The sequence below is a fragment of the Lelliottia nimipressuralis genome (genome assembly GCF_004115925.1).
GTDB classification, from domain to species: Bacteria; Pseudomonadota; Gammaproteobacteria; order Enterobacterales; family Enterobacteriaceae; genus Enterobacter; species Enterobacter nimipressuralis.
Window position 1 is genome coordinate 67,076 of sequence record NZ_SDDX01000019.1, and the last position, 20,421, is coordinate 87,496.

Below are 20,421 nucleotides of genomic sequence, written 5' to 3' on the forward strand. Positions count from 1 at the left end.
CAGATAACTAAAGGCATCGCATGTTTAAACGTATAAAAGTCATCACCCTCTTAATCTCGGTGTTGCTCGGGCTGGGCGCCGTTCAGCTGATCTCCGCCGGGGTATTCATCAATGCTCTGAATAATGACAAAGACAATTTCACCGTCTCTCAGCTCTCCAGCCAGAACGTCGCGGAATTTACTGACGCCTGGATCAGCCTCAACCAGGCGCGCGTCACCCTCAACCGTGGAATGCTCCGCTTGCAGAGCAGCGTGGCGAGCCAGATTAACGGCGGGCAGCTGAACGAGCTGGTCGCTACCGCGAAAAACCTGCTGACGGAAGCGCAGGGTCATTACGATAAATATTACGCCCTGCCGGAAACGCCGGGGATGGACGAAAACCTCTCCAAACAGCTGGAAGAGCAGTACCGCGTCTACTCCGCCACTCTGACGCAAATGAACACCTTACTGGCACAGGGCAACCTGGAAGATATGTTCAAGCAAAACGCCGAGCAAAAGCAGACCGCGATGCAAAAGGTGTATCGCGAGTGGCGTGAAGCGCAGGCGAAGCTGACCAGTAAAGGCATTCAGGACAATGAAAGCGACTACACCCGCATCCTGTGGATCCTCTCCGCCATTATGGTGGTGGTCGCCGCCGTTATTATTACCAGCTGGATTGCGATGCGCCGCGTGCTGTTGCTCCCGCTGCATGATGTGATCAGCCATATCCGCGCGATTGCGGCAGGCGATCTGACGCAGCCGATCGACGCCCAGGGCAAGAACGAAATGGCGGTACTGGCGCGTAACGTGCAGGAGATGCAAACCGCACTGGCGAACACCGTCGGCGTGGTGCGCGAAGGGGCTGACACAATCTATACGGGCGCCGGTGAAATTTCCGCCGGCAGCAACGATCTCTCCTCCCGCACCGAGCAGCAGGCCGCGTCGCTGGAAGAGACCGCCGCGAGCATGGAACAGCTGACCGCCACCGTGAAGCAAAACGCCGATAACGCCCGTCAGGCGTCCCGACTGGCGCTAGATGCATCAACCACCGCCAAAAAAGGCGGCAGCGTGGTGGAAGGCGTAGTGCGCACGATGGATGAGATTGCCACCAGTTCCAGCAAAATTGCCCAGATCACTAACGTGATCGACGGCATTGCCTTCCAGACCAACATCCTGGCTCTCAACGCGGCGGTAGAAGCGGCGCGCGCAGGTGAGCAGGGCCGTGGTTTTGCGGTCGTGGCAGGGGAAGTTCGTACCCTGGCCCAGCGTAGCGCTCAGGCCGCGAAAGAGATCAAAGCATTGATCGATGATTCAGGCGATCGCGTCAACGCCGGTTCTGCACTGGTGAATCAGGCCGGGGAGACCATGTCTGAGATCGTGAATGCCGTCACCCGCGTGACCGATATCATGGGCGAAATCGCCTCGGCGTCCGACGAGCAGAGCCGTGGTATCGATCAGGTCGGGCAGGCAGTCGCTGAAATGGATCGCGTGACTCAGCAGAACGCCTCGCTGGTGGAAGAGTCAGCGGCAGCCGCGGCGGCGCTGGAAGATCAGGCTGCGCGCCTGAACGAAGCGGTCGCGGTGTTTAAAATCACTCGCGGTCAGGCGGTAAAAGCGGCACCGGTGAAAACCTACGTCGCAAAAGCTAAACCCGCAGCAGCGATGGTTGACGGGAACTGGGAAACCTTCTGACAGAGGCCGGAGGGCGTTTGCGCCCATCCGGCTACTACAATCCGCTCCCGGAAAGCCCTGACGCTTTCCGGGCGTGGTGTCAAACCTGCGACACCGTCACCACCGTCGGTTTTTCCGGCTTCGCTCTGACGGCAATCACTACCCCCACCACCAGCAGCAAAATCCCGCACCCCGTTAACAGCGGCGGCACGCTCTGGCGCATCAGGAAGGTATAAAGCAGCCCGGCCAGGGTTTCAAAGACAATCAACGGCCCAAGAATCACCGTCGGCAATTTCTGGCTGGCGATATTCCAGCACAAAGCACCCACCCACGAGCACAGCACCGCAATCGCCACCATCAGGCCGACAAACACCCACGGACGCGGCCCGAACGGCAGGGCAAACTCCGGCTGTTGCAGCCCCAGCCACCAGCAAGATGCCACGTAGCCGAGCAGCGATACCGGCAGCGTCACCAGCGCCTGGGCGGTGGCCCACATCATCGGATGCTTATCCGGGTTTTCCCGCAGCCAGCGGGCGTTACGCAGGGCATACCACGCCCAGCAGACCACGGAGATCGACGCCAGCAAAATCCCCGACCCGTAACGCCAGCCGTCAAACTCATCGACACGCGCATGACGCAGCTCGGCGATGTTGACGAACGCCAGACCGATGGCGATACACACCAGCGCAGGCAGCATTTTCGACCACGCCAGTTTACCGTCGCGATGGCTATAGAGCAGGTTGGCGAACACCGGAATCACCACCGGCAGGGTGCCGATAATCATGGTCGACACGGGCGCGCCGGTGCGCTGAATGGCGCTGGCCAGACAAACGTAATAGATCAGATTGCCCATCATGGTCAGGCCCAGAGCGGTGACCCAGTCGCCGCGTGTCAGCTGACGCAGGCGAGCGCGCCCCATCCACGCCAGCGGCAGGGCGAAAAGCCCCAGAGCCAGATAGCGCCCCATCGACTGCAACATTGCCGGGTATTCCGGCACAATGAGCGGGCCGACAAAAATTAATCCCCACATTAAACCCGCCAGCAGGGCATACAACACGCCGCTAATCATTTTGCCATCCACGTCAGAGAAACCTGCGCACAGTGTAGAAAGAGGTCCGCCGGGAATATTGTATGAGATTGCGCATTAGCGCCGTACGACCTGCTTCTGATAGCGAACGGGGGTAATGCCGTAGCGATGGGTAAAGGCGCGGGTGAGATGAGACTGATCGGTCAGCCCGGTCGCGGCGGCGACTTCAGCGGCCGGCATGCCGAGGGTGAGAAACGCTTTGGCGCGCCACAGGCGGATCGCCATCAGCATCTGGTGCGGCGTCACGTGAAAGTGCGCTTTGAACTGGCGCTGGAAATGGTACGGACTCAGCGAGACCACGCGCGCCAGCTCATCCAGGGTCACCGGATGCATATAGTTGTCGTGCAGGTACTCGCGCGCGCGCTCGAAACGGTGCGCCCCTTCCTGAATGACCGGAGCATGGCGCGCCAGCGGCTGAAATGTCTCGATCAGATCCAGCAGTAAGCCCTTCTGGGCCAGCGGATCGTCCGTGTGCCACAGTCCGTAAATCAGCTGACAGATCTGCTGCGAACGCAGCGGGTCGTGGCGTGTGACGTCGCTAAACCACCAGTGGCGAATGCCGGTCACCTCTTCGAGCAGATCGGGATCGAGATAGACCATCCGGTAGCGCCAGCCGTCTTCAGTGGCGGCCTCGCCGGTGTGCAACTCGTCGGGATTCATGGTGACAACAGAGTGAACGGGCGCGACATGCTGCGCGCCACGATAGCGAAAGCGCTCGGCTCCGGCTTCTATCGCGCCGATCCCGAAGGCTTCGTGGGTGTGAGGTTCAAAGGCGTAGCGTGAGATATGCGCATGATACAGTTCGACGCCCGGCACCTGCGCCAGATGGCGAAAGCGGGCGCTGTCTCTCTCATCGATGAACTGTTCGGGTACGCCTTGCACGGTGAGCCTCCAGGTGGGTCATCTTTTCATTATCAGAGATGACCCACGGGGATGCCACTAAAATTAACCACCGCTTAACAATTACAGAATGCCTTTGATGCTCTCAGCCAGCGGCGTAGTCGGGCGACCGATCAGTTTGCTCAAGGTACGGCTGTCGTCGAACAGACCACCCTTCGAGGCACCGACATCGGAATCTGCCAGCATATCCGCCAGCCCGGCCGGTAAGCCCACACTTTTCAACGCGGCGGCGAAATCGGCTTCGCTCATGTTCTGATAGGTCACCGGTTTTCCGCTCTGCTTGCTCAGTTCGGCAGCCAGTTCGCTCAGCGTCCACGCCGTGTCGCCAGCCAGTTCGTACACGTTGCCTGCGTGACCCTCTTCCGCGATCACTTTCGCCGCCGCAGCGGCATAATCTTCGCGTGTGGCTGCGGCGATTTTGCCGTCACCCGCCGCGCCGATAAACACGCCGTGCTCCAGGGCCGGTGGTGCGCTGGCGAGATAGTTTTCGGTGTACCAGCCGTTGCGCAGCAGGGCGTAAGGAATGCCGGACTCGGCCAGCGCCTTTTCGGTGGCGATGTGTTCATCGCGCAGGCCGAGTGGCGACTTATCCGCATGGAGCAGACTGGTGTAGGCGATAAATTTCACGCCCGCCGCTTTTGCCGCGTTGATAACATTCTGATGCTGGGTCGCACGCTGGCCGACTTCGCTTGAGGAGATCAGCAGCAGTTTCTCCACGCCGCTCAGGGCGGTGGTGAACGCGGCCTGGTCGGTGTAATCCGCCTGGCGAACGGTAATGCCTTTCTGGCTCAGGGCGTCGGCTTTTGCCGGGTTACGTACAATTGCCACGATCTCGCTGGCAGGAACGGTTTTAAGCAGGTTGTTGATAACGTGTTGGCCAAGCTGGCCGGTTGCGCCGGTAATTGCGATCATGAGTTATTTCCTCGTTGTTTGCATGGTATGACGGAACATTACCACTCTTACTAACTTTTAGTAAGTACGTACAAAAAGGTAAGTGTTAAATTTGTCATCACGACGTTTCTTTACAGCACAGCGCCTTTTTTGCCGCTAAGATATCCGCCTGAATTTGATTGAGGCGTCTATGATCCCCCGTCAGCGTAAAGCTTTTCTTCTTGTCGCTCTGGCATGTCTGGTGGTGCTTGTCTGCACCACTCAGCGCATGGCGGGGCTGCATGCGCTGGTGATGAACGCCGCTTCCGTGGCTCAGCAAACGGTAGAGCAGACTGGCGACAGCGATTCCCCGGTCACCCCCTGCGAGCTGAGTGCCAAATCCCTGCTGGCAACACCGCCGATCATGTTTGAAGGCGCGCTGTTTGCCATCACGCTGGTCCTGGCGGTGCTGGCCGCCGTCCCCCATCGTCCGGTGCGTCGCTGGCCGCCTCGCGTCATCTCTCCGCCCCGATTGCGGGTGCATCTGCGACTCTGCGTATTCCGTGAATGATTGATTGCCTGCTAATTCAGGTTAATTAATTATTTATGGAGAAAATAAATGTATGCATTTTTAAGGCAGCTTGTGCTCTGCCTGTTCTGGCTATGGCTGCCCGTCAGTCAGGCCGCCGACAGCGGCTGGCTTCGCGCCGCGGATAATGATCACGCCAGCGTTCGCGTGCGGGCAGACGCCCGGCAAGGGCACGACACGCGCCTGCTGCTGGATGTCCGTCTCGAAAAAGGCTGGAAAACCTACTGGCGATCGCCTGGAGAGGGCGGCATCGCCCCGGCGATAAGCTGGAACACACCGCTGGAGATGGACTGGCGCTGGCCGGTGCCGCAGCGTTTCGAGGTGGCGGGCATCACCACGCAAGGCTATGACGGCAGCGTGTCGTTTCCGATCACCCTGCGCGGCGCAATGCCGGAGAAACTGACGGGCGTGCTCACGCTCTCTACCTGCAGCAACGTCTGCATCCTGACGGACTACCCCTTTACGCTGGATCTCAGTGCGCCCGCCGATCCGCAATTTAGCTACGATTTCAGCCGCGCGTTGGGCACGCTGCCGCTCAAGGAAGGGCTCACTTCCGATATGAGCGCCGGTTTCGGTGACGAAAAGCTTCGTATCACTGCTACTCGCGAGACGGGCTGGCAAAAGCCCGAGCTGTTTATCGACACCCTGGCCGACACGGATTTTGGCAAGCCGGTATACCGGATTGACGGCCAGACCTTGACCGCGACGCTGCCCGTCAGCGACGGCTGGGGAGACAGCGCACCGGATCTGCGGGGCAAAACCCTGTCCCTGGTACTCGCCGACAGCGGTCAGGGGCAGGAGAGCCAGGTGACGGTGGGCGACGCGCCATCCGGTGACGCCCCATTAACCCTTGCGTGGATTCTGCTGATGGCGCTGGCCGGAGGGCTAATCCTCAACGTCATGCCGTGCGTGCTGCCGGTACTGGCGATGAAACTGGGCAGTGTCGTGCAGGCCTCGTCGACTCATCGCCGCGTGGTGCGTCAGCAGTTTATGGCCTCGGCCGCCGGGATCGTGACCTCGTTCCTCGCGCTGGCGCTGATGATGACGGCGCTGCGTCTCAGCAATCAGGCGCTCGGCTGGGGCATCCAGTTCCAGAACCCGTGGTTTATCGCCGCGATGGTGCTGGTGATGGTGGGCTTCAGCGCCAGCCTGCTGGGGCTGTTTGAAATCAGGCTCTCCTCCGGTGTCTCTACGTTTCTCGCCACGCGGGGCGGCAATGGTCTGGTGGGTCATTTCTGCCAGGGGGCCTTTGCGACGCTGCTGGCAACTCCGTGCACCGCGCCGTTTCTCGGCACGGCGGTTTCGGTGGCGCTGATCGCCCCGTTGTCCCTGCTGTGGGGGATATTCCTGGTGATGGGGATCGGCATGAGCCTGCCGTGGCTGTTGATCGCTGCCTGGCCCGGGCTGGCGCTGCGCCTGCCGCGTCCGGGACGCTGGATGAACGTCGTGCGGATAATCCTCGGCCTGATGATGCTCGCGTCAGGGCTGTGGCTTGCCAGCCTGCTCGCCGTTCACATTGGGCGAGTGCCGACGCAGGCGTTAGGCGCATTCATCGTCATCACGCTGCTGATCGCCACGCTATGGCGCTGGGGATGGCGGGTGGCGCTGTGGAGTGCCCTGGCCGCGATGGTGTCGCTCGGTATTTCCCTTCCGCTCATCGGCGCCGGTCAATCGGGGCTGGCGAAGGATCGCATCGTCTGGCAGCCGCTCAGCGAACAGGCGATTACCGCCGCGCTGGCCGACAACAAACGGGTCTTCGTCGATGTCACCGCCGACTGGTGCGTGACCTGCAAAGCGAACAAATACAACGTGCTGCTACGCGACGAGGTGCAAAACGCCCTCAGCGAACCGGATGTGGTTGCGCTGCGCGGCGACTGGAGCCGTCCATCCGAGACGATTAGCCAGTTCCTCCGCGCGCGTCAGAGTGCCGCCGTCCCCTTCAACCAAATTTATGGCCCCGGGCTGGAGCAAGGCCGCATATTGCCGCCGCTGCTGGATCGTGACGATCTCCTTCAGACCCTGAATAACGCCAAAGGACACTAACAATGCGTATTTTAACCTTGATCGTGCTGTTCTGTTTTTCGACCCTGAGTTTTGCCGCTGAACCCGATCTGGAGAATTTGCTCTGGAATGATCCCGACACGCCTGCGATGGGCGCAGAAAAACCACGCCTGACGCTGGTGTCGTTTACCGATTACAACTGCCCCTACTGCAAGCAGTTTGACCCGGAGCTTGAGAAGATTGTGCATAAATTTCCGGACGTCAAACTGGTGGTGAAACTGCTGCCGTTTCGCAGTGAAAGCTCGGCCCACTCAGCGCGAATTGCGCTGACGGCCTGGCGACAGCAGCCTCAGCAGTACTGGGCGCTGCACCAGCGATTGATGTCGAAGAAAGGCTATCACGACGAGGCATCTATCCTGGCCGCTCAGCAGAAAACGGGTACGGGCGCCATCAAGGCCGATGAGAAGAGCGGCGAAACCCTGCAGATGAATTTGATTCTTGCTCAGGTGCTGGGCGTGCAGGGCACTCCGGCGACTCTGGTCGGCAAAACCCTGGTGCCGGGCGCTATTCCGTACGACGACCTGGAGGCGCTGGTGAAGCAAGAGCTGGCGAAGCCAGATGCGCAGTAAAGCGCTGCGCTGGCTGCGTGAGGGTATTGTCTGGCTGCTGATTGCCCTCGCGGCAGTGTTGATCACCGATCAGTTCCGTAAACCCTCGCTCCCGGCGACCTTCATCAGCACGCCGCTGCAGACGCTGGACGGCGAATCGGTGGATCTGGCGCAGCGCAGTCACGACAGACCGCTGCTGGTGTATGTTTGGGCGACCTGGTGTGGCGTATGCCGCTACACCACGCCGTCGGTGGCAGAGATGGCAGAAGAGGGGAGAAACGTCATCAGCGTGGCGCTGCGTTCCGGTGACGATGCCACGCTGAGCCATTGGCTGGCGAAAAAACGCTACGGGATGCCGACGGTCAACGACCCTAAGGGCCAGCTCGCACGCCGCTGGCAGGTGCAGGTGACCCCGACGGTGCTTATCGTCTCGCGCGGAGAGGTCAAATCCATTACCACGGGTTACACCAGCGGCTGGGGCATGAAGCTGCGGCTCTGGTGGGCGGGATTTTGATGTGGCATAATATCACTAACTTTTAGTTAGTATGTGTGAAAAGATCAGTATGAAAACAGCAATCCCTACCCTCAGCGAGCAAATGCGCGACGGCAACCTGTTTGCCGAGCAGTGTCCGTCCCGTGAAGTGCTCAAACACGTTACCAGCCGTTGGGGCGTGCTGATTCTGGTGGCGTTGCGCCAGGGCACGCATCGCTTTAGCGACCTGCGTCGTAAGATGGGCGGCGTCAGCGAGAAGATGCTGGCGCAGTCATTACAGGCGCTGGAGCAGGATGGATTTGTGAATCGTGTGTCGTATCCGGTGGTGCCTCCGCACGTGGAGTACAGCCTCACGCCGCTGGGCGATGAGGTGAGCGAGAAGGTCGCCGCGCTGGTGGACTGGATCGAGGTAAATACGCCGCAGGTGTTGGCTCATCGCGAGGATCGTGCGGCGTGATTGCCGCACGGCGTTAACCTTTACCCGGCCTGCCATTGTGCAGGTCGGGTAAATACGTTTACTTGCCCAAATCCACCTGATAAATCGCGAACCCGATATCATCGGTTCCGGTCTTGCTCATCGGATACTGCGCTTTGTCTTTGATAAACGCCGCCGCTTTGTCAGACGGTGATGTCTCAAAACGAATATCCAGCTTAGACGCGCTCTGAATCGGGGCCAGACGCCAGTTATTGTCTGCCGCCGGATGGATCGCACCATCCTTTTTCGACTGCTCGCCAATCCACGCCGCCAGCACCGAGCGGTTCTCGTCCGGTGATGCAAACGCGATATGGCTATCGCCGGTCCCGGCGAATTTGCCGCCGTACGCGCGATAGTTATTGGTCGCGACCAGGAATACCGCGTTCGGGTCGATCGGTTTACCCTGGAAGGTCAGATGCTTGATACGTTCCGCCTGCGGGTTCACTGTCTGACACTCGCCGTCGTATTTCGCCGGCTGTGACACGTCGATCTGGTATTCCACGCCGTCGATCACGTCGAAGTTATAGGTGCGGAAACCGTCCCAGTTGATCAGCGACTGCGGCTTACTGCTGTGAACGTCGATCTGGTTAAACTGACCGGCGGAACACTCCAGCCACTCTTTCACCTCTTTCCCCGTGGCTTTTACCACCACCAGCGTGTTCGGATAGAGATAGAGATCCGCCGCGTTGCGGAAGGTGAGCTGACCTTTTTCCACTTCAACGTAGCTGGCCGGATCGTTTTTACGCCCGCCGACTTTAAACGGAGCCGCGGCGGAAAGCACCGGCAGTTTCGCCAGATCCGGATCGCCCTGAATAAAGCGCTCAACGTAGGCTTTCTGCGCCATATTCACCACCTGAACAGTGGGATCGTCCTGCACCAGCGCCAGGTAGCTGTACATATTGTCGGAGGATTTCCCGACCGGCTTGCTGACAAATTCGCGGGTCGCATCGTGATCGTGTTTCAGCACGTTCAGGATATTTTTATCTTCGGCCGCCAGCGATTTTTTCGCCGCCGCGTCGTAGATTGGGCGCGCTTCGGCTTTCGACTGGGTGACCTGCCATTTTCCGCCATCGTTATTCAGCACCAGGTCCACCACGCCCAGATGATCGCCCCACATGCCTGGCATCACCGACGGCACGCCGTTGAGGGTTCCTTTCTCGATATCGGCACCTTTAATGCTGGCGAAATCTTTGCCTGGGAAGACCGCGTGCGCGTGACCAAACAGAATGGCGTCAACGCCCGGTACTTCGCTGAGGTAATAGACGGAGTTCTCGGCCATCGCCTGATACGGATCGGCAGACAGCCCGGAGTGCGCCACTACGACCACCAGATCAGCCCCTTTCTCACGCATTTCCGGAACATACTTGCGCGCGGTTTCGGTGATGTCGTTAACGGTCACTTTGCCCGAGAGATTGGCTTTATCCCAGGTCATGATCTGCGGTGGCACAAACCCGATATAGCCGATTTTCAGCGTCTGCTTTTTACCGTCCTGATCCACGACCTCAGTCTCTTTAATCAGATAGGGCGTAAACAGCGGCTTTTGGGTCTTAACGTCGATGATATTGGCGTTAACGTACGGGAATTTTGCGCCAGCGAGCGCCATGTGCAGATAATCCAGGCCGTAGTTAAACTCGTGGTTCCCGAGGTTACCGACGGCGTAATCCAGGGTATTCAACGCCTTATAAACCGGGTGAATATCGCCTTTTTTCAGCCCCTTCGCCGCCATGTAATCGCCGAGCGGACTACCCTGAATTAAGTCGCCGTTATCGACCAGCACGCTGTTTTTCACCTCGCCGCGCGCGGCGTTAATCAAACTTGCGGTGCGTACCAGTCCGAATTTTTCGGTCGGGGTATCTTTGTAGTAATCGAAATCCATCATGTTGCTATGCAGGTCGGTAGTTTCCAGAATGCGAAGATCTACCGTCGCGGCCTGCACGCTTGCGGCAATCAGCGTTGCCAGGAGCGTTGCGCTAAACTTAATCATCAGAGGAGTCCTTTTTACGATCCAAGCCACAAAAGAATATGTATGTATATTTTGTTGCTTACAGAAGTGTGAATCCTGCCAGAAAAAAGCGTCGTGAAACCAGAATTGCTTCACAGATAGCGGAATTGTTAACAATACGATATAACTAAAACAATAAGTTATGACCACTGCGATAACGAAGAGGTGGATAATGTTAGATAAAATTTGTCAGCTCGCACGGGATGCGGGTGATGCCATTATGCAGGTCTACGATGGCACAAAGCCGATGGACGTTGTCAGCAAAGCGGATGACTCGCCGGTGACAGCGGCCGATCTTGCGGCCCACGAGGTGATCCTCAAAGGGCTTCAGGCCCTGACGCCGGATATCCCGGTGCTGTCTGAAGAAGATCCGCAGAGCTGGGATGTGCGCCAGCACTGGCAGCGCTACTGGCTGGTGGACCCGCTGGATGGCACCAAAGAATTTATCAAGCGTAACGGTGAGTTCACCGTCAATATTGCCTTGATTGAAAACGGGAAAGCGGTGCTGGGCGTGGTCTACGCGCCGGTGCTGAAGGTGATGTACAGCGCCGCAGAAGGCAAGGCGTGGAAAGAAGAGAGCGGTACGCGCAAGCCCATCCAGGTGCGCGACGCGCGACCACCGCTGGTGGTCATCAGCCGTTCCCACAGTGACGCTGAGCTGCAGGAGTACCTGCATCAAATCGGCGAACACCAGACGACGTCGATTGGCTCGTCGCTGAAATTCTGCCTGGTGGCGGAAGGGCAGGCGCAGCTGTATCCGCGCTTTGGGCCAACCAACGTCTGGGATACGGCGGCAGGTCACGCGGTGGCGTCTGCCGCGGGCGCACACGTTCACGACTGGCAGGGCAAGCCACTGGACTACACCCCGCGCGAGTCGTTCTTAAATCCGGGCTTTAGGGTCTCGATTTACTGACCGAGCAATTTGTGCAGCAGGGCGACAACCTGCTGCACCTCTTCCTGCGTCAGCGCGCCGTCTTTCACCCATTGCACCCGGCCGTCTTTATCCAGCACCACAATCGCTGAACTCTCCTCTTCCAGACCCCAGGCTTTACGCGTTACGCCATCGCTATCGACAATAAACTGCGACCACGGATAGAGCTTTTTATTGCTCTCCAGGCTGCTGCGCACAAACATGCCCGAGCCTGGAATCGCGTCATCGGTGTTCACGATGGTGGTGGTCTGGTAGCGGTCGTGCGGGAATTTGCCAGTCTTAATCGCTTCCACGAGGGTGGCATTTTTCTCTTTTGCCGAGGTACGACCGGCAATATGTTGCACCACTCGCACTTTGCCCGCGAGCTGCGCGCTATTCCAGGGTTTATAGCTAAACTTATCATTGTCGAGAATCAATTCTCCCCGATCGGCAATACCGACTGGCGGCACACGTTGTCCCTTTTCAATGTTGTGTGCGGAAGCCATCAGCGGCAGTAACAGGCAGGCTGCGGCCAGGATGTTACGAAAGGTCATGGTGTTTCCTTATAGTTGCAGGTGATCCGACCACTTGGTCTTACGGTTTAATCATAAGTGCGATCAATCGGCTTTTCCCGCAATACGAGTGCCAGTTTGCGGGCGAACGCACATATCCGTAAAAAAACGAAGGCTTATACTGCTTTTAGAAATGCTATGCAAAGAATGTTCTGAATATTTGTAATCAAACGGTAAATAAACTTATGCATACTGGGTATCAACGTTTTTCTGGTCTATAGTCATTGAGCAATAAATTTGCGCTCAGGACAGTCGGCCCGATTGTGGCGCCGCAAGAGCGTATGATTCGCAGGAGATACAAGAATGAAAATTTTCCAACGCTACAACCCGCTTCAGGTGGCGAAGTACGTGAAGATCCTGTTCCGAGGACGGTTGTACATCAAGGATGTTGGCGCTTTCGAATTTGATAAGGGCAAAATTCTTATCCCGAAAGTGAAGGACAAACAGCACTATTCTGTGATGTCCGAAGTCAACCGCCAGGTTATGCGTCTGCAAACTGAGATGGCTTAACCACGTGCTATGCAGTAGTTAAAGCAGTATATAAAAACGGCTCCCATTGGGAGCCGTTGATGTTTGTGCGGCACTTACGCCGAGGCTTTCTCTTCCGCGTCTGGCAGCTTCGGCACCAGCACGGTCGGTTTGTTATCGATGCGTGTCACCAGCAGCTGGTCGATGCGGTAGTTGTCGATATCCACCACTTCAAACTTATAGCCGGAGAACTTCACCGAGTCGGTACGTTTCGGGATTTTACGCAGCATAAACATCATAAAGCCGCCAATCGTCTCGTAGTTGCCCGACTGCGGGAATTCGTCGATATCCAGCACACGCATCACGTCTTCAATCGGCGTGCCGCCATCCACCAGCCATGAGTTCTCATCGCGCGCGACGATCTGCTCTTCCAGGCCCTGGCCGACCAGGTCACCCATCAGGGTGGTCATTACATCGTTCAGCGTAATGATACCTACGACCAGCGCGTATTCATTCATGATCACCGCGAAGTCTTCACCCGCAGTTTTGAAACTTTCCAGCGCTTCGGAGAGCGTCAGGGTGTCCGGCACAATCAGGGTATTGCGGATCTGCACACCGCTGTTCAGCGCCAGGCTTTGGTTAGCCAGCACGCGGTTCAGCAGATCTTTTGAATCGACGTAGCCGATGATGTGATCAATATCTTCGTTACAGACCAGGAACTTGGAGTGCGGATGCTCGGCCACTTTGTTTTTCAGGCTCTGCTCGTCTTCGTGCAGATCAAACCAAATCACGTTTTCGCGCCCGGTCATGGAGGACGGCACGGTACGGGATTCGAGTTCAAACACGTTCTCGATCAGTTCATGCTCCTGCTTACGCAGAACACCTGCCAGCGCACCGGCTTCAAACACCGCGTAAATATCATCAGACGTGATGTCATCTTTACGCACCATCGGCAGTTTGAAGAGGCGGAAAATGGTGTTTGCCAGGCCGTTAAAGAACCAGACCAGCGGACGGAACACGTACAGGCAGAAGCGCATCGGGTTGATGATGCGCAAAGCCACAGCTTCTGGCGCAATCATACCGATGCGTTTCGGGGTTAAATCCGCGAACAGGATGAACAGGCCGGTCACCAGCGAGAAGGAGAGAATGAAGCTCAGCTGCTCGGACAGTTCAGGCGAGAAGTACTTCGAGAACAGGCTATAGAAGGCCGGAGAAAAGGCTGCGTCACCCACGATACCGCCGAGAATGGCGACGGCGTTCAGACCGATTTGCACCACGGTAAAGAACATACCGGGGTTTTCCTGCATTTTCAGGATGCGTTGTGCATTGAGATTGCCATCGTCGGCAAGCAGTTTAAGTTTGATCTTGCGGGAGGCGGCCAGCGAAATCTCAGATATCGAGAAAAATGCACTGACGGCAATAAGACAAAGTATTACTAAAATACTGTTTAACATAGTTTATCCGGCTTCTCGCCAGATCCTCGGAAGGGAAGTTGATTTCGTTTGTGTGAAGACACATTGAACATCGGCTCGTAGCGTTGAGCCGATTATTTCAGCGGGTAGTATAGCGTAAACGTGTGTAAATCCGCCAGAGGTCACATTTTTGGCAAAAACAGGCTGGGCAGGCGTGTGCTGCCCGGCTCCCTCAATCAAGACAAACTGACATTATCCACCGGTCGCCGTGCGGCGTTACCGCCCCAGACCTCGTCGTACTCATAGCCCGTGAGCTGTTTAATGACCACCCGGGTACGCGCATCGCAGTCGCGGTAATCGCCGCCCAGTTTGCGACGGGCGATCTCTTTGAGCAGCAGTTTGTGGGTGTCGCGCGTTAGGGTGAATTTATAGGTAGTGATGAAACTCACCGCCAGCAGCGCGGAGGTGGCGAACAGCATCAGGCCGATAATGGCGTACAGTGCCGATTCAGGCTGCGCGCCGTTGCCTTTCACAAACCCGGACTCCTGCAACACCACGCCGATCAGCATGATCGCCAGCGCGACGGTGCTTTTACGCGTCAGTACCATGACGCCGGCAAAAATCCCCTCCCGGCGCTGCTGGGTGACCATCTCGTCGATGTCAGGAATAAAGCTGTAGATGTTCCACGGGATGTAATACAACCCGGCACGCGCCGCGCCAAGCAGAATAAAGACCGCCGAGAACAGCAGCGCAGGGACCTGGGTTTGCGTGTAATAGACGGCGAACAAGAACGCCAGCACGAAGAATATACAGCCGTAAGCGATTCGCAGCGCCGCGGACGGAGAAATATTCAGCCGGTTTAACAGCAGCATAAATCCGTAAGTGCCCGGCACCGAGGCGAACGCGGCGATACTGAGCCAGCCGGAAACCGCCGCTGCGTCCTGGCTCAGGCAGTAGACCACGTAATAAGTAAAAACTGAACCGAACACATCCATCGCGGTAAACGAGAAAATATAGATGATGATGTGTAAACGAAAGGCGCGAATTTGGAAGGCGGAGAAGAGATCCAGCACCAGATATTTCAGGTGATTGAGTAAACCGCTACTGCGGTGGGTCTCAATTTTAAAATCGGACTCCTGATGCACATCTTTCGCCTCCCAGGTGGTGCGCCAGGTAATAAATACCGCGAGACAAAAGACGCAGGAGAAGATCAATCCGGTGAGGGTATAAGTAAACGGATTATCTTTCCCGGTGAAATGCATAATCACGCCGGGCACGGACACCGCCAGAAAACCGCCGAGCTGGGAGCAGATCATGCGCACTCCGGACAAGCGGCTGCGCTCTTCGTAGCGGTTGGTCATCTCAGCCGCCAGCGTCTCCCACGGCACGAGCACCATCGCCGACAATAATTCAATCGACAAATAGGTGCCGAGATAATACCAGTAGCCCATATCGGTTACCCACAGCAGGGCATATAAAAACATCAGCGGTGAACTTAATAATAAAAAGAAGCGGCGACGACCAAATTTTCGCCCGAGCCAGGTATTGCCAAAATTGTCAGTGATATAACCCATAATCGGGCTTAATACGGCGTCAATGACCCGCGCAATAGCAAAGATAGAACCGGCTTCGAGCACGCTCAGTCCGCAATAGGTGGTATAAAAAAATAACAGCCAGGTGCCAATAATGGCGAAAGCGCCTCCGCCAAACAGATCGGTTATGCCGTAGCCAAGTGCCACACCATAACCAACCCTGCGTTCAGTTGGTTTGACCATAATATTGATACTCAGAGTAGGGTTATTATGAACCAGATTTATTCTGGCCGATTTTTATTCACTGCTGATTAATCTCAATCCATTGCCGAATCTGGGATGAACGATAAATGGCCTCCACAAGGTTGATTGATTTTCCGGCTTCGCGAATATCGGTGTAATCCGCTTTTTCCGGGTTTTGGATGGCAGCATAAAAATTGCCAATCGCGTGCTGGTGGCCTAAACCCCAGTAACTTTTTGCGACACCGTTTGTCGATGCGTCGCTTACCAGTTTCACCCGCTCGCCGTTGCACAACCGCCACAGGGCGTTGTCGCACAGCTGCAAGGTGCCGTTTTCGCAGTGAATCTCGAGCAGCAGCGGCGAGTCGGTGGTGTGGCAGTTAGTGGCGTAAAACAGGCCGCGCGCGCCGTTGGTGAAGTGCAGCGTCGCCATCGCGCTGTCCTCGGCTTGCGTCACGTCGGCCAGCTCGCCGCTGTCGACGACCCCTTTCAGGCGCGTCACGCCGCCCGCAAACCACTGCATCAGATCGAGAGTGTGAATCGCCTGATTGATCAGCAAGCTCCCGCCCTCGGTGGCAAAACGTCCGCGCCAGGGGCTTTCGGTGTAATAAGCACCCGAACGCGACCAGGTGAGCACGGCTTTGATACTCAGCATCTTGCCCATCTCCCCCTCTGCCAGCTCCCGTCGGATGCGCTGGCTGGTGGGGTTGAGCCGGTTCTGATAACACACGCCAAGCAGCCCCGCCGCATTCTGCGCGGCGTGCGCGATCTCCGTGATTTCGCCGCCGTTCATCCCCACCGGCTTTTCGCAGAACACATGCTTTCCTGCCGCAAGGGCCGCCAGAATCATCCGTTTATGCTCGAAATGCGGCGTGCAGATGTGAATCACGTCGATTTCGTCATCCAGCAGCATCTCCTGATAATCCTGATAAAAGCGGCACTGATACGCCATCGCCAGCTTCAAACCGACTTCGCTGTTGATATCCGCCAGCGCGCGCAGGGTCACGCCAGGCATCTGGCGCAGGGCAATGACGTGGCAGCTGTGGATCGCGCCGCCGCCGATAAGGGCTGCATTGAGCGTTTTCATCCGCACCTCTCGTTAATCCGCCGCGTTTGCCAGCATCTGCGCTTTCACGCACAGCTCGGCCGCTTTAAAGGCGTGCGCCTGGGTCATCGCGTTTTCGGTGCGATTCAGGCAGTCCAGAATTAGCTCGCCAAAGAACGGGAAACCGACCTGACCCGCCACCGGATAGCGGAATTCGCCCTCGTTGTTGACGAGGTACACCACGTCCTGTTCGCCGCGCGTGAGATCGACATATTTACGGATTTCGATATACCCGTCGGTGCCGAGCAGCGTCAGACGCCCATCGCCCCAGGTTGACAGCCCGTTGGGGGTAAACCAGTCGCAGCGGAAGTAGCCGCTGGCCCCGTTTTCACCCTTGAGCATCGCGTCGCCGAAATCTTCAAAATCTGGGTGGTGCGGATGGTTGAAATTTCGTGCCTGGCTGGCGACCACCGTGGCCTCGTAGTTGCCGGTGTAAAACAGGAATTGCTCGATCTGGTGGCTGCCGATATCGCACAGAATGCCGCCGAAATAGCGCCGCTCGTAGAACCAGTCCGGGCGGCCTTGCCCTTCGCGGTGTGGGCCCGTGCCGAGGGTCTGTACCACGCGACCTATCGCCCCCTGTTTCACCAGTTGCCCGGCAAACACCGCGCTTTCGACGTGCAGACGCTCGCTGTAATAGACCGCGTATTTACGCCCGGTTTTCGCCACCATCGCTTTGGCATCATCGAGCTGATCCAGCGTAGTCAGGGGGGCTTTGTCGGTGAAATAGTCTTTACCGGCGGCCATGGCTTTCAGCCCCAGCGCGCAGCGCTCGGACGGAACCGCCGCCCCGGCGACCAGCTGCACGTCGCTGTCGGCAAGAATCACCTCCAGCGAGTCAGCGACCTTCACCTGCGGATACTGCTGCACAAATTTATCCACTTTCGCGGGATCGGGATCGTAGACCCATTTCAGCGTCGCCCCGGCCTCCATCAGCCCGTTGCACATGCCGTAGATATGGCCGTGATCGAGAGCCGCCGCCGCAAAGACGAATTCACCGGGCTGGACCACCGGCTGTGGTTTGCCCACGGGCGCGTAATTCATACCGTCATGTTTATTCATGGTCAGATCCCCTGGTCCAGATTTTTGCCTAATGGAATGGCGCCGGTTTCGCTGAAATTGGCGACGCTGGCGGATTTTTGGTAGAAGCGCGGGGCGAGCACGTTGGTGCCACCGGTGCGATAGAACGGGTCGTCGCGGGAGATGGGCAGTCGGACCACACTTCCGGTGATGGACGATTTATAGATGGCTGTGATGAGTTCAAGGGAGCGTTTGCCCTGCACGCCATCGACCAGCGGAGCGGTTTGCTGTTCAACCGCGCGCAGCAGGTCGTGGATCTGCCCGGTATGCAGCGTCCACTCGAGTTTGGGCGTCTCGTGAAATACCGCATTCAGCTGCGTTTCGCGCGTCGTATCGTTCGTGGCCTGCGGGAAACCGTTGTCGGCGCTGACGCTGGCGAACACCTCCCACGGTGCGGAGATCCGCGCTTTCTCACCCTGAATCACAATCTTCTGATCTTCTCCGTGGTGCACCACGGAAGCGGTGAGCTGCGTGAGTGCGCCGCTGGGGTATTTGAAAATCGCGGCGCTCAGATCTTCCACTTCGGCGTTGTCGTGAGCGACGTTGGTCATCATCGCCACCACTTCCGACGGAAAGCCCAGCATCCACTGGATGGCGTCGATATGGTGAACCGCATGGTTGAGGGTGCAGCCGCCGCCCTCTTTCTCCCAGGTGCCGCGCCACCACAGGTCGTAATAGCAGTGGCCGCGCCACCAGAACGAGTCCACCTGCGCGTGGCAGATTTTGCCCGCCAGGCCGGAATCCAGCGCCGCTTTCAGCCGCCAGAAGGCGTCGGTAAAGCGGTTCTGGGCGATGATCGACAGGGTTTTCCCGCTGGCTTGTTGCGCGGCAATCATCGCGTCGCACTCCTCAAGCGACGCGGCCATCGGTTTTTCACACAGGACGTGACACCCGGCGTTCAGGGCGTCGATGCTGATTTCGGCGTGGACGTAGGGCGGCGTGCAGACGTCGACGATATCAATATCCGCTTCGGCGGCCAGCATCTGCTGGTGGCTTTCATAGATGCGCGCGTCATTCAGGCCGTAGCGCGCTTTTTTTTCGTGCGCTTTTTCCGGGTAGATGTCCACCAGCGCCACGATGGTGCAGCGCTGGCCGAACTGCAAATAGCTCTGAATATGGTTATGCGAGATGTTCCCTGTTCCCACGATGGCGATTTTTAACATCGTTCTTTTCTCCGGTGTTACCAGGTGCCTGAGGCATCCAGGGTGCGGCTGGTGGTCTCTTTGTCCACAGAGGTGGCGATGCGCTGTTGTAGCAGGCGCAGGTACTGTTTTTCATTGAGCGGGAGCGTGACCCAGTCGTCCGTCCAGGTTGATAAATGCATGGCGTTGGAGAGCGTCAGGCCGTTGATCCCCTCAAGCCCGGGCGCAATCAGCGGCTCGCCGCGCAGCACGGCGGCGCAGAAGTTGGCGGTAATGACGTGGTGTTCGCTGCACTCCGCAGCGACCGGGATGGAAACCTCCCAGCACTCCGGCTCGCCAAAGCCGTTTTGCCAGCGGGCGTTAAAGTCGGTTTCGGACTCCCGCAGCCGCCAGTAGCGCAGTTTTCCCTCTTCGACCACCACTTTGCCGCGATCGCCGGTGATCTCCAGCCGGTTGGTTCCCGGCGTTTCGGCGACGGTGGTGATAAACACCCCGGTCGCGCCATTGGCGTATTCGGCGTAGGCAGTCACCTCGTCTTCCACTTCAATCTGACGATGTTTACCGAACTGGCAAAACGCCCGCAGCCGCACCGGCATCCCGACCAGCCACTGCCAGAGATCGAGCTGATGCGGGTCCTGGTTGAGCAGCACGCCGCCGCCTTCGCCCTTCCAGGAGGCGCGCCAGCCGCCGGAGTTGTAGTAGCTCTGTGAGCGATACCAGTTGGTGATAATCCAGTTAGAGCGGCGGATTTCGCCCAGCTCGCCGCTGTCGATCAGATCTTTCACTTTCTGATACAGCGGGTTAGGGCGCTGGTTGTACATGATGCCGAACACCACGTCGCACTCGCGTGCGCAGGCGTTCATCTCCTGCACTTGCGCGGTGTAGACGCCCGCCGGTTTCTCGCACAGGGTATGAATGCCGTGGCGCATCGCCATGATGGAAAGCCGGGGGTGATCGTAGTGGGGCGTGGCGACAATGACTGCGTCGATTCGCCCGCTGGTGAGCAGCTCTTCAGCCTCATGAAAGAGCGCGACGGACTCGCCGACGAGCTGCCGAATGGCGTGATGTTTCTCGGGAGCGTTATCGCAGACCGCCGTCAGACAGGCATCTTTAACGACACCCGCTAACAGATAGCGCGCATGAACCGTGCCGATATTGCCGATACCAATAATGCCAAACCGTACCTTTTCCATGTCACACCTTAAGTCGTTAAAAAGAGTGATGAGGGGAAAATAGGAAAGGCGAACCGCAGCGACAATGTGTTTTTGTGAGAATACTCGCAAGGC

Annotated in this window: 19 protein-coding genes; 8 read left to right on the forward strand and 11 right to left on the reverse strand. The window is 57.6% G+C overall.

Annotated features, from left to right (window positions below; all coding sequences use genetic code 11):
* Positions 1 to 20 precede the first annotated feature (20 nt).
* Positions 21 to 1,670 carry a methyl-accepting chemotaxis protein gene (locus tag ETG88_RS15110; protein WP_100777869.1) on the forward strand — a complete coding sequence of 550 codons (1,650 nt, stop codon included), beginning with the start codon at positions 21 to 23 and terminating at the stop codon, positions 1,668 to 1,670.
* A gap of 79 nt (positions 1,671 to 1,749) precedes the next feature.
* Here ETG88_RS15110 and ETG88_RS15115 read toward each other — a convergent pair whose 3' ends face one another.
* The 3 genes from ETG88_RS15115 to ETG88_RS15125 all read right to left on the reverse strand — a co-directional run bounded on the left by ETG88_RS15115 (position 1,750) and on the right by ETG88_RS15125 (position 4,548).
* A complete protein-coding gene (locus ETG88_RS15115; protein WP_100780772.1) occupies positions 1,750 to 2,718 on the reverse strand; it encodes a DMT family transporter in 969 nt (322 codons plus the stop codon).
* Between the two features lie 75 nt (positions 2,719 to 2,793).
* Positions 2,794 to 3,618: an AraC family transcriptional regulator gene (locus ETG88_RS15120; protein WP_102104451.1), complete on the reverse strand. Its 825-nt coding sequence runs from the start codon at positions 3,616 to 3,618 to the stop codon at positions 2,794 to 2,796.
* A gap of 81 nt (positions 3,619 to 3,699) precedes the next feature.
* Positions 3,700 to 4,548 (reverse strand): SDR family oxidoreductase, encoded by an 849-nt coding sequence (locus tag ETG88_RS15125; protein WP_129035693.1) that lies wholly within the window; start codon positions 4,546 to 4,548, stop codon positions 3,700 to 3,702.
* A 169-nt stretch (positions 4,549 to 4,717) separates the two neighbouring features.
* On the opposite strand from ETG88_RS15125, the gene ETG88_RS15130 reads away from it, so the two are divergent.
* The 5 genes from ETG88_RS15130 to ETG88_RS15150 are packed head-to-tail and all read left to right on the forward strand — an operon-like array spanning position 4,718 to position 8,654.
* Complete coding sequence (locus ETG88_RS15130) at positions 4,718 to 5,077, forward strand: copper resistance protein (protein ID WP_102104453.1); 360 nt, start codon at positions 4,718 to 4,720, stop codon at positions 5,075 to 5,077.
* Between the two features lie 48 nt (positions 5,078 to 5,125).
* Positions 5,126 to 7,138 (forward strand): protein-disulfide reductase DsbD family protein, encoded by a 2,013-nt coding sequence (locus ETG88_RS15135; protein ID WP_129035694.1) that lies wholly within the window; start codon positions 5,126 to 5,128, stop codon positions 7,136 to 7,138.
* 2 nt (positions 7,139 to 7,140) lie between these two features.
* The gene (locus tag ETG88_RS15140) at positions 7,141 to 7,725 is read left to right on the forward strand and encodes a DsbA family protein (RefSeq protein ID WP_100777864.1); all 585 of its coding nucleotides are present in this window, start codon (positions 7,141 to 7,143) and stop codon (positions 7,723 to 7,725) included.
* Positions 7,715 to 8,218 (forward strand): protein disulfide oxidoreductase, encoded by a 504-nt coding sequence (locus tag ETG88_RS15145; protein WP_129035695.1) that lies wholly within the window; start codon positions 7,715 to 7,717, stop codon positions 8,216 to 8,218. The genes ETG88_RS15140 and ETG88_RS15145 overlap by 11 nt, the downstream gene beginning before the upstream one ends.
* A gap of 49 nt (positions 8,219 to 8,267) precedes the next feature.
* On the forward strand, positions 8,268 to 8,654 hold the full coding sequence (locus ETG88_RS15150; RefSeq protein ID WP_100777862.1) for a winged helix-turn-helix transcriptional regulator: 387 nt from the start codon (positions 8,268 to 8,270) through the stop codon (positions 8,652 to 8,654).
* A gap of 58 nt (positions 8,655 to 8,712) precedes the next feature.
* On the opposite strand, the gene ETG88_RS15155 is transcribed toward ETG88_RS15150, so the two are convergent.
* Positions 8,713 to 10,656, reverse strand: coding sequence for a bifunctional 2',3'-cyclic-nucleotide 2'-phosphodiesterase/3'-nucleotidase (locus tag ETG88_RS15155; protein WP_129035696.1), 1,944 nt, complete (start codon positions 10,654 to 10,656; stop codon positions 8,713 to 8,715).
* Between the two features lie 190 nt (positions 10,657 to 10,846).
* Here ETG88_RS15155 and cysQ point away from each other — a divergent pair, with 190 nt between their 5' ends.
* Positions 10,847 to 11,587 (forward strand): 3'(2'),5'-bisphosphate nucleotidase CysQ, encoded by a 741-nt coding sequence (cysQ, locus tag ETG88_RS15160; RefSeq protein ID WP_100777860.1) that lies wholly within the window; start codon positions 10,847 to 10,849, stop codon positions 11,585 to 11,587.
* Here cysQ and ETG88_RS15165 read toward each other — a convergent pair.
* Positions 11,581 to 12,138 (reverse strand): YtfJ family protein, encoded by a 558-nt coding sequence (locus tag ETG88_RS15165; protein WP_129035697.1) that lies wholly within the window; start codon positions 12,136 to 12,138, stop codon positions 11,581 to 11,583. The genes cysQ and ETG88_RS15165 overlap by 7 nt on opposite strands.
* Positions 12,139 to 12,459: 321 nt before the next feature.
* Here ETG88_RS15165 and ETG88_RS15170 point away from each other — a divergent pair, with 321 nt between their 5' ends.
* Positions 12,460 to 12,666 (forward strand): DUF1107 domain-containing protein, encoded by a 207-nt coding sequence (locus ETG88_RS15170; RefSeq protein WP_012015808.1) that lies wholly within the window; start codon positions 12,460 to 12,462, stop codon positions 12,664 to 12,666.
* Positions 12,667 to 12,740: 74 nt separating this feature from the next.
* Here ETG88_RS15170 and paeA read toward each other — a convergent pair whose 3' ends face one another.
* From paeA to ETG88_RS15200, 6 genes are all read right to left on the reverse strand, one after another.
* Complete coding sequence (paeA, locus tag ETG88_RS15175; RefSeq protein WP_100777858.1) at positions 12,741 to 14,078, reverse strand: polyamine export protein PaeA; 1,338 nt, start codon at positions 14,076 to 14,078, stop codon at positions 12,741 to 12,743.
* 194 nt (positions 14,079 to 14,272) lie between these two features.
* Positions 14,273 to 15,811, reverse strand: coding sequence for an MFS transporter (locus ETG88_RS15180; RefSeq protein ID WP_129035698.1), 1,539 nt, complete (start codon positions 15,809 to 15,811; stop codon positions 14,273 to 14,275).
* Between the two features lie 58 nt (positions 15,812 to 15,869).
* A complete protein-coding gene (locus ETG88_RS15185; protein WP_129035699.1) occupies positions 15,870 to 16,895 on the reverse strand; it encodes a Gfo/Idh/MocA family protein in 1,026 nt (341 codons plus the stop codon).
* 12 nt (positions 16,896 to 16,907) lie between these two features.
* Entirely contained in the window at positions 16,908 to 17,975 is a 1,068-nt protein-coding gene (locus tag ETG88_RS15190; RefSeq protein ID WP_129035700.1) for a Gfo/Idh/MocA family protein, read from the reverse strand.
* 2 nt (positions 17,976 to 17,977) lie between these two features.
* Positions 17,978 to 19,156, reverse strand: a complete 1,179-nt coding sequence (locus tag ETG88_RS15195) for a Gfo/Idh/MocA family protein (protein WP_129035701.1) — start codon at positions 19,154 to 19,156, stop codon at positions 17,978 to 17,980.
* A 17-nt stretch (positions 19,157 to 19,173) separates the two neighbouring features.
* A complete protein-coding gene (locus ETG88_RS15200) occupies positions 19,174 to 20,328 on the reverse strand; it encodes a Gfo/Idh/MocA family protein (RefSeq protein ID WP_129035702.1) in 1,155 nt (384 codons plus the stop codon).
* Positions 20,329 to 20,421: the final 93 nt, after the last annotated feature.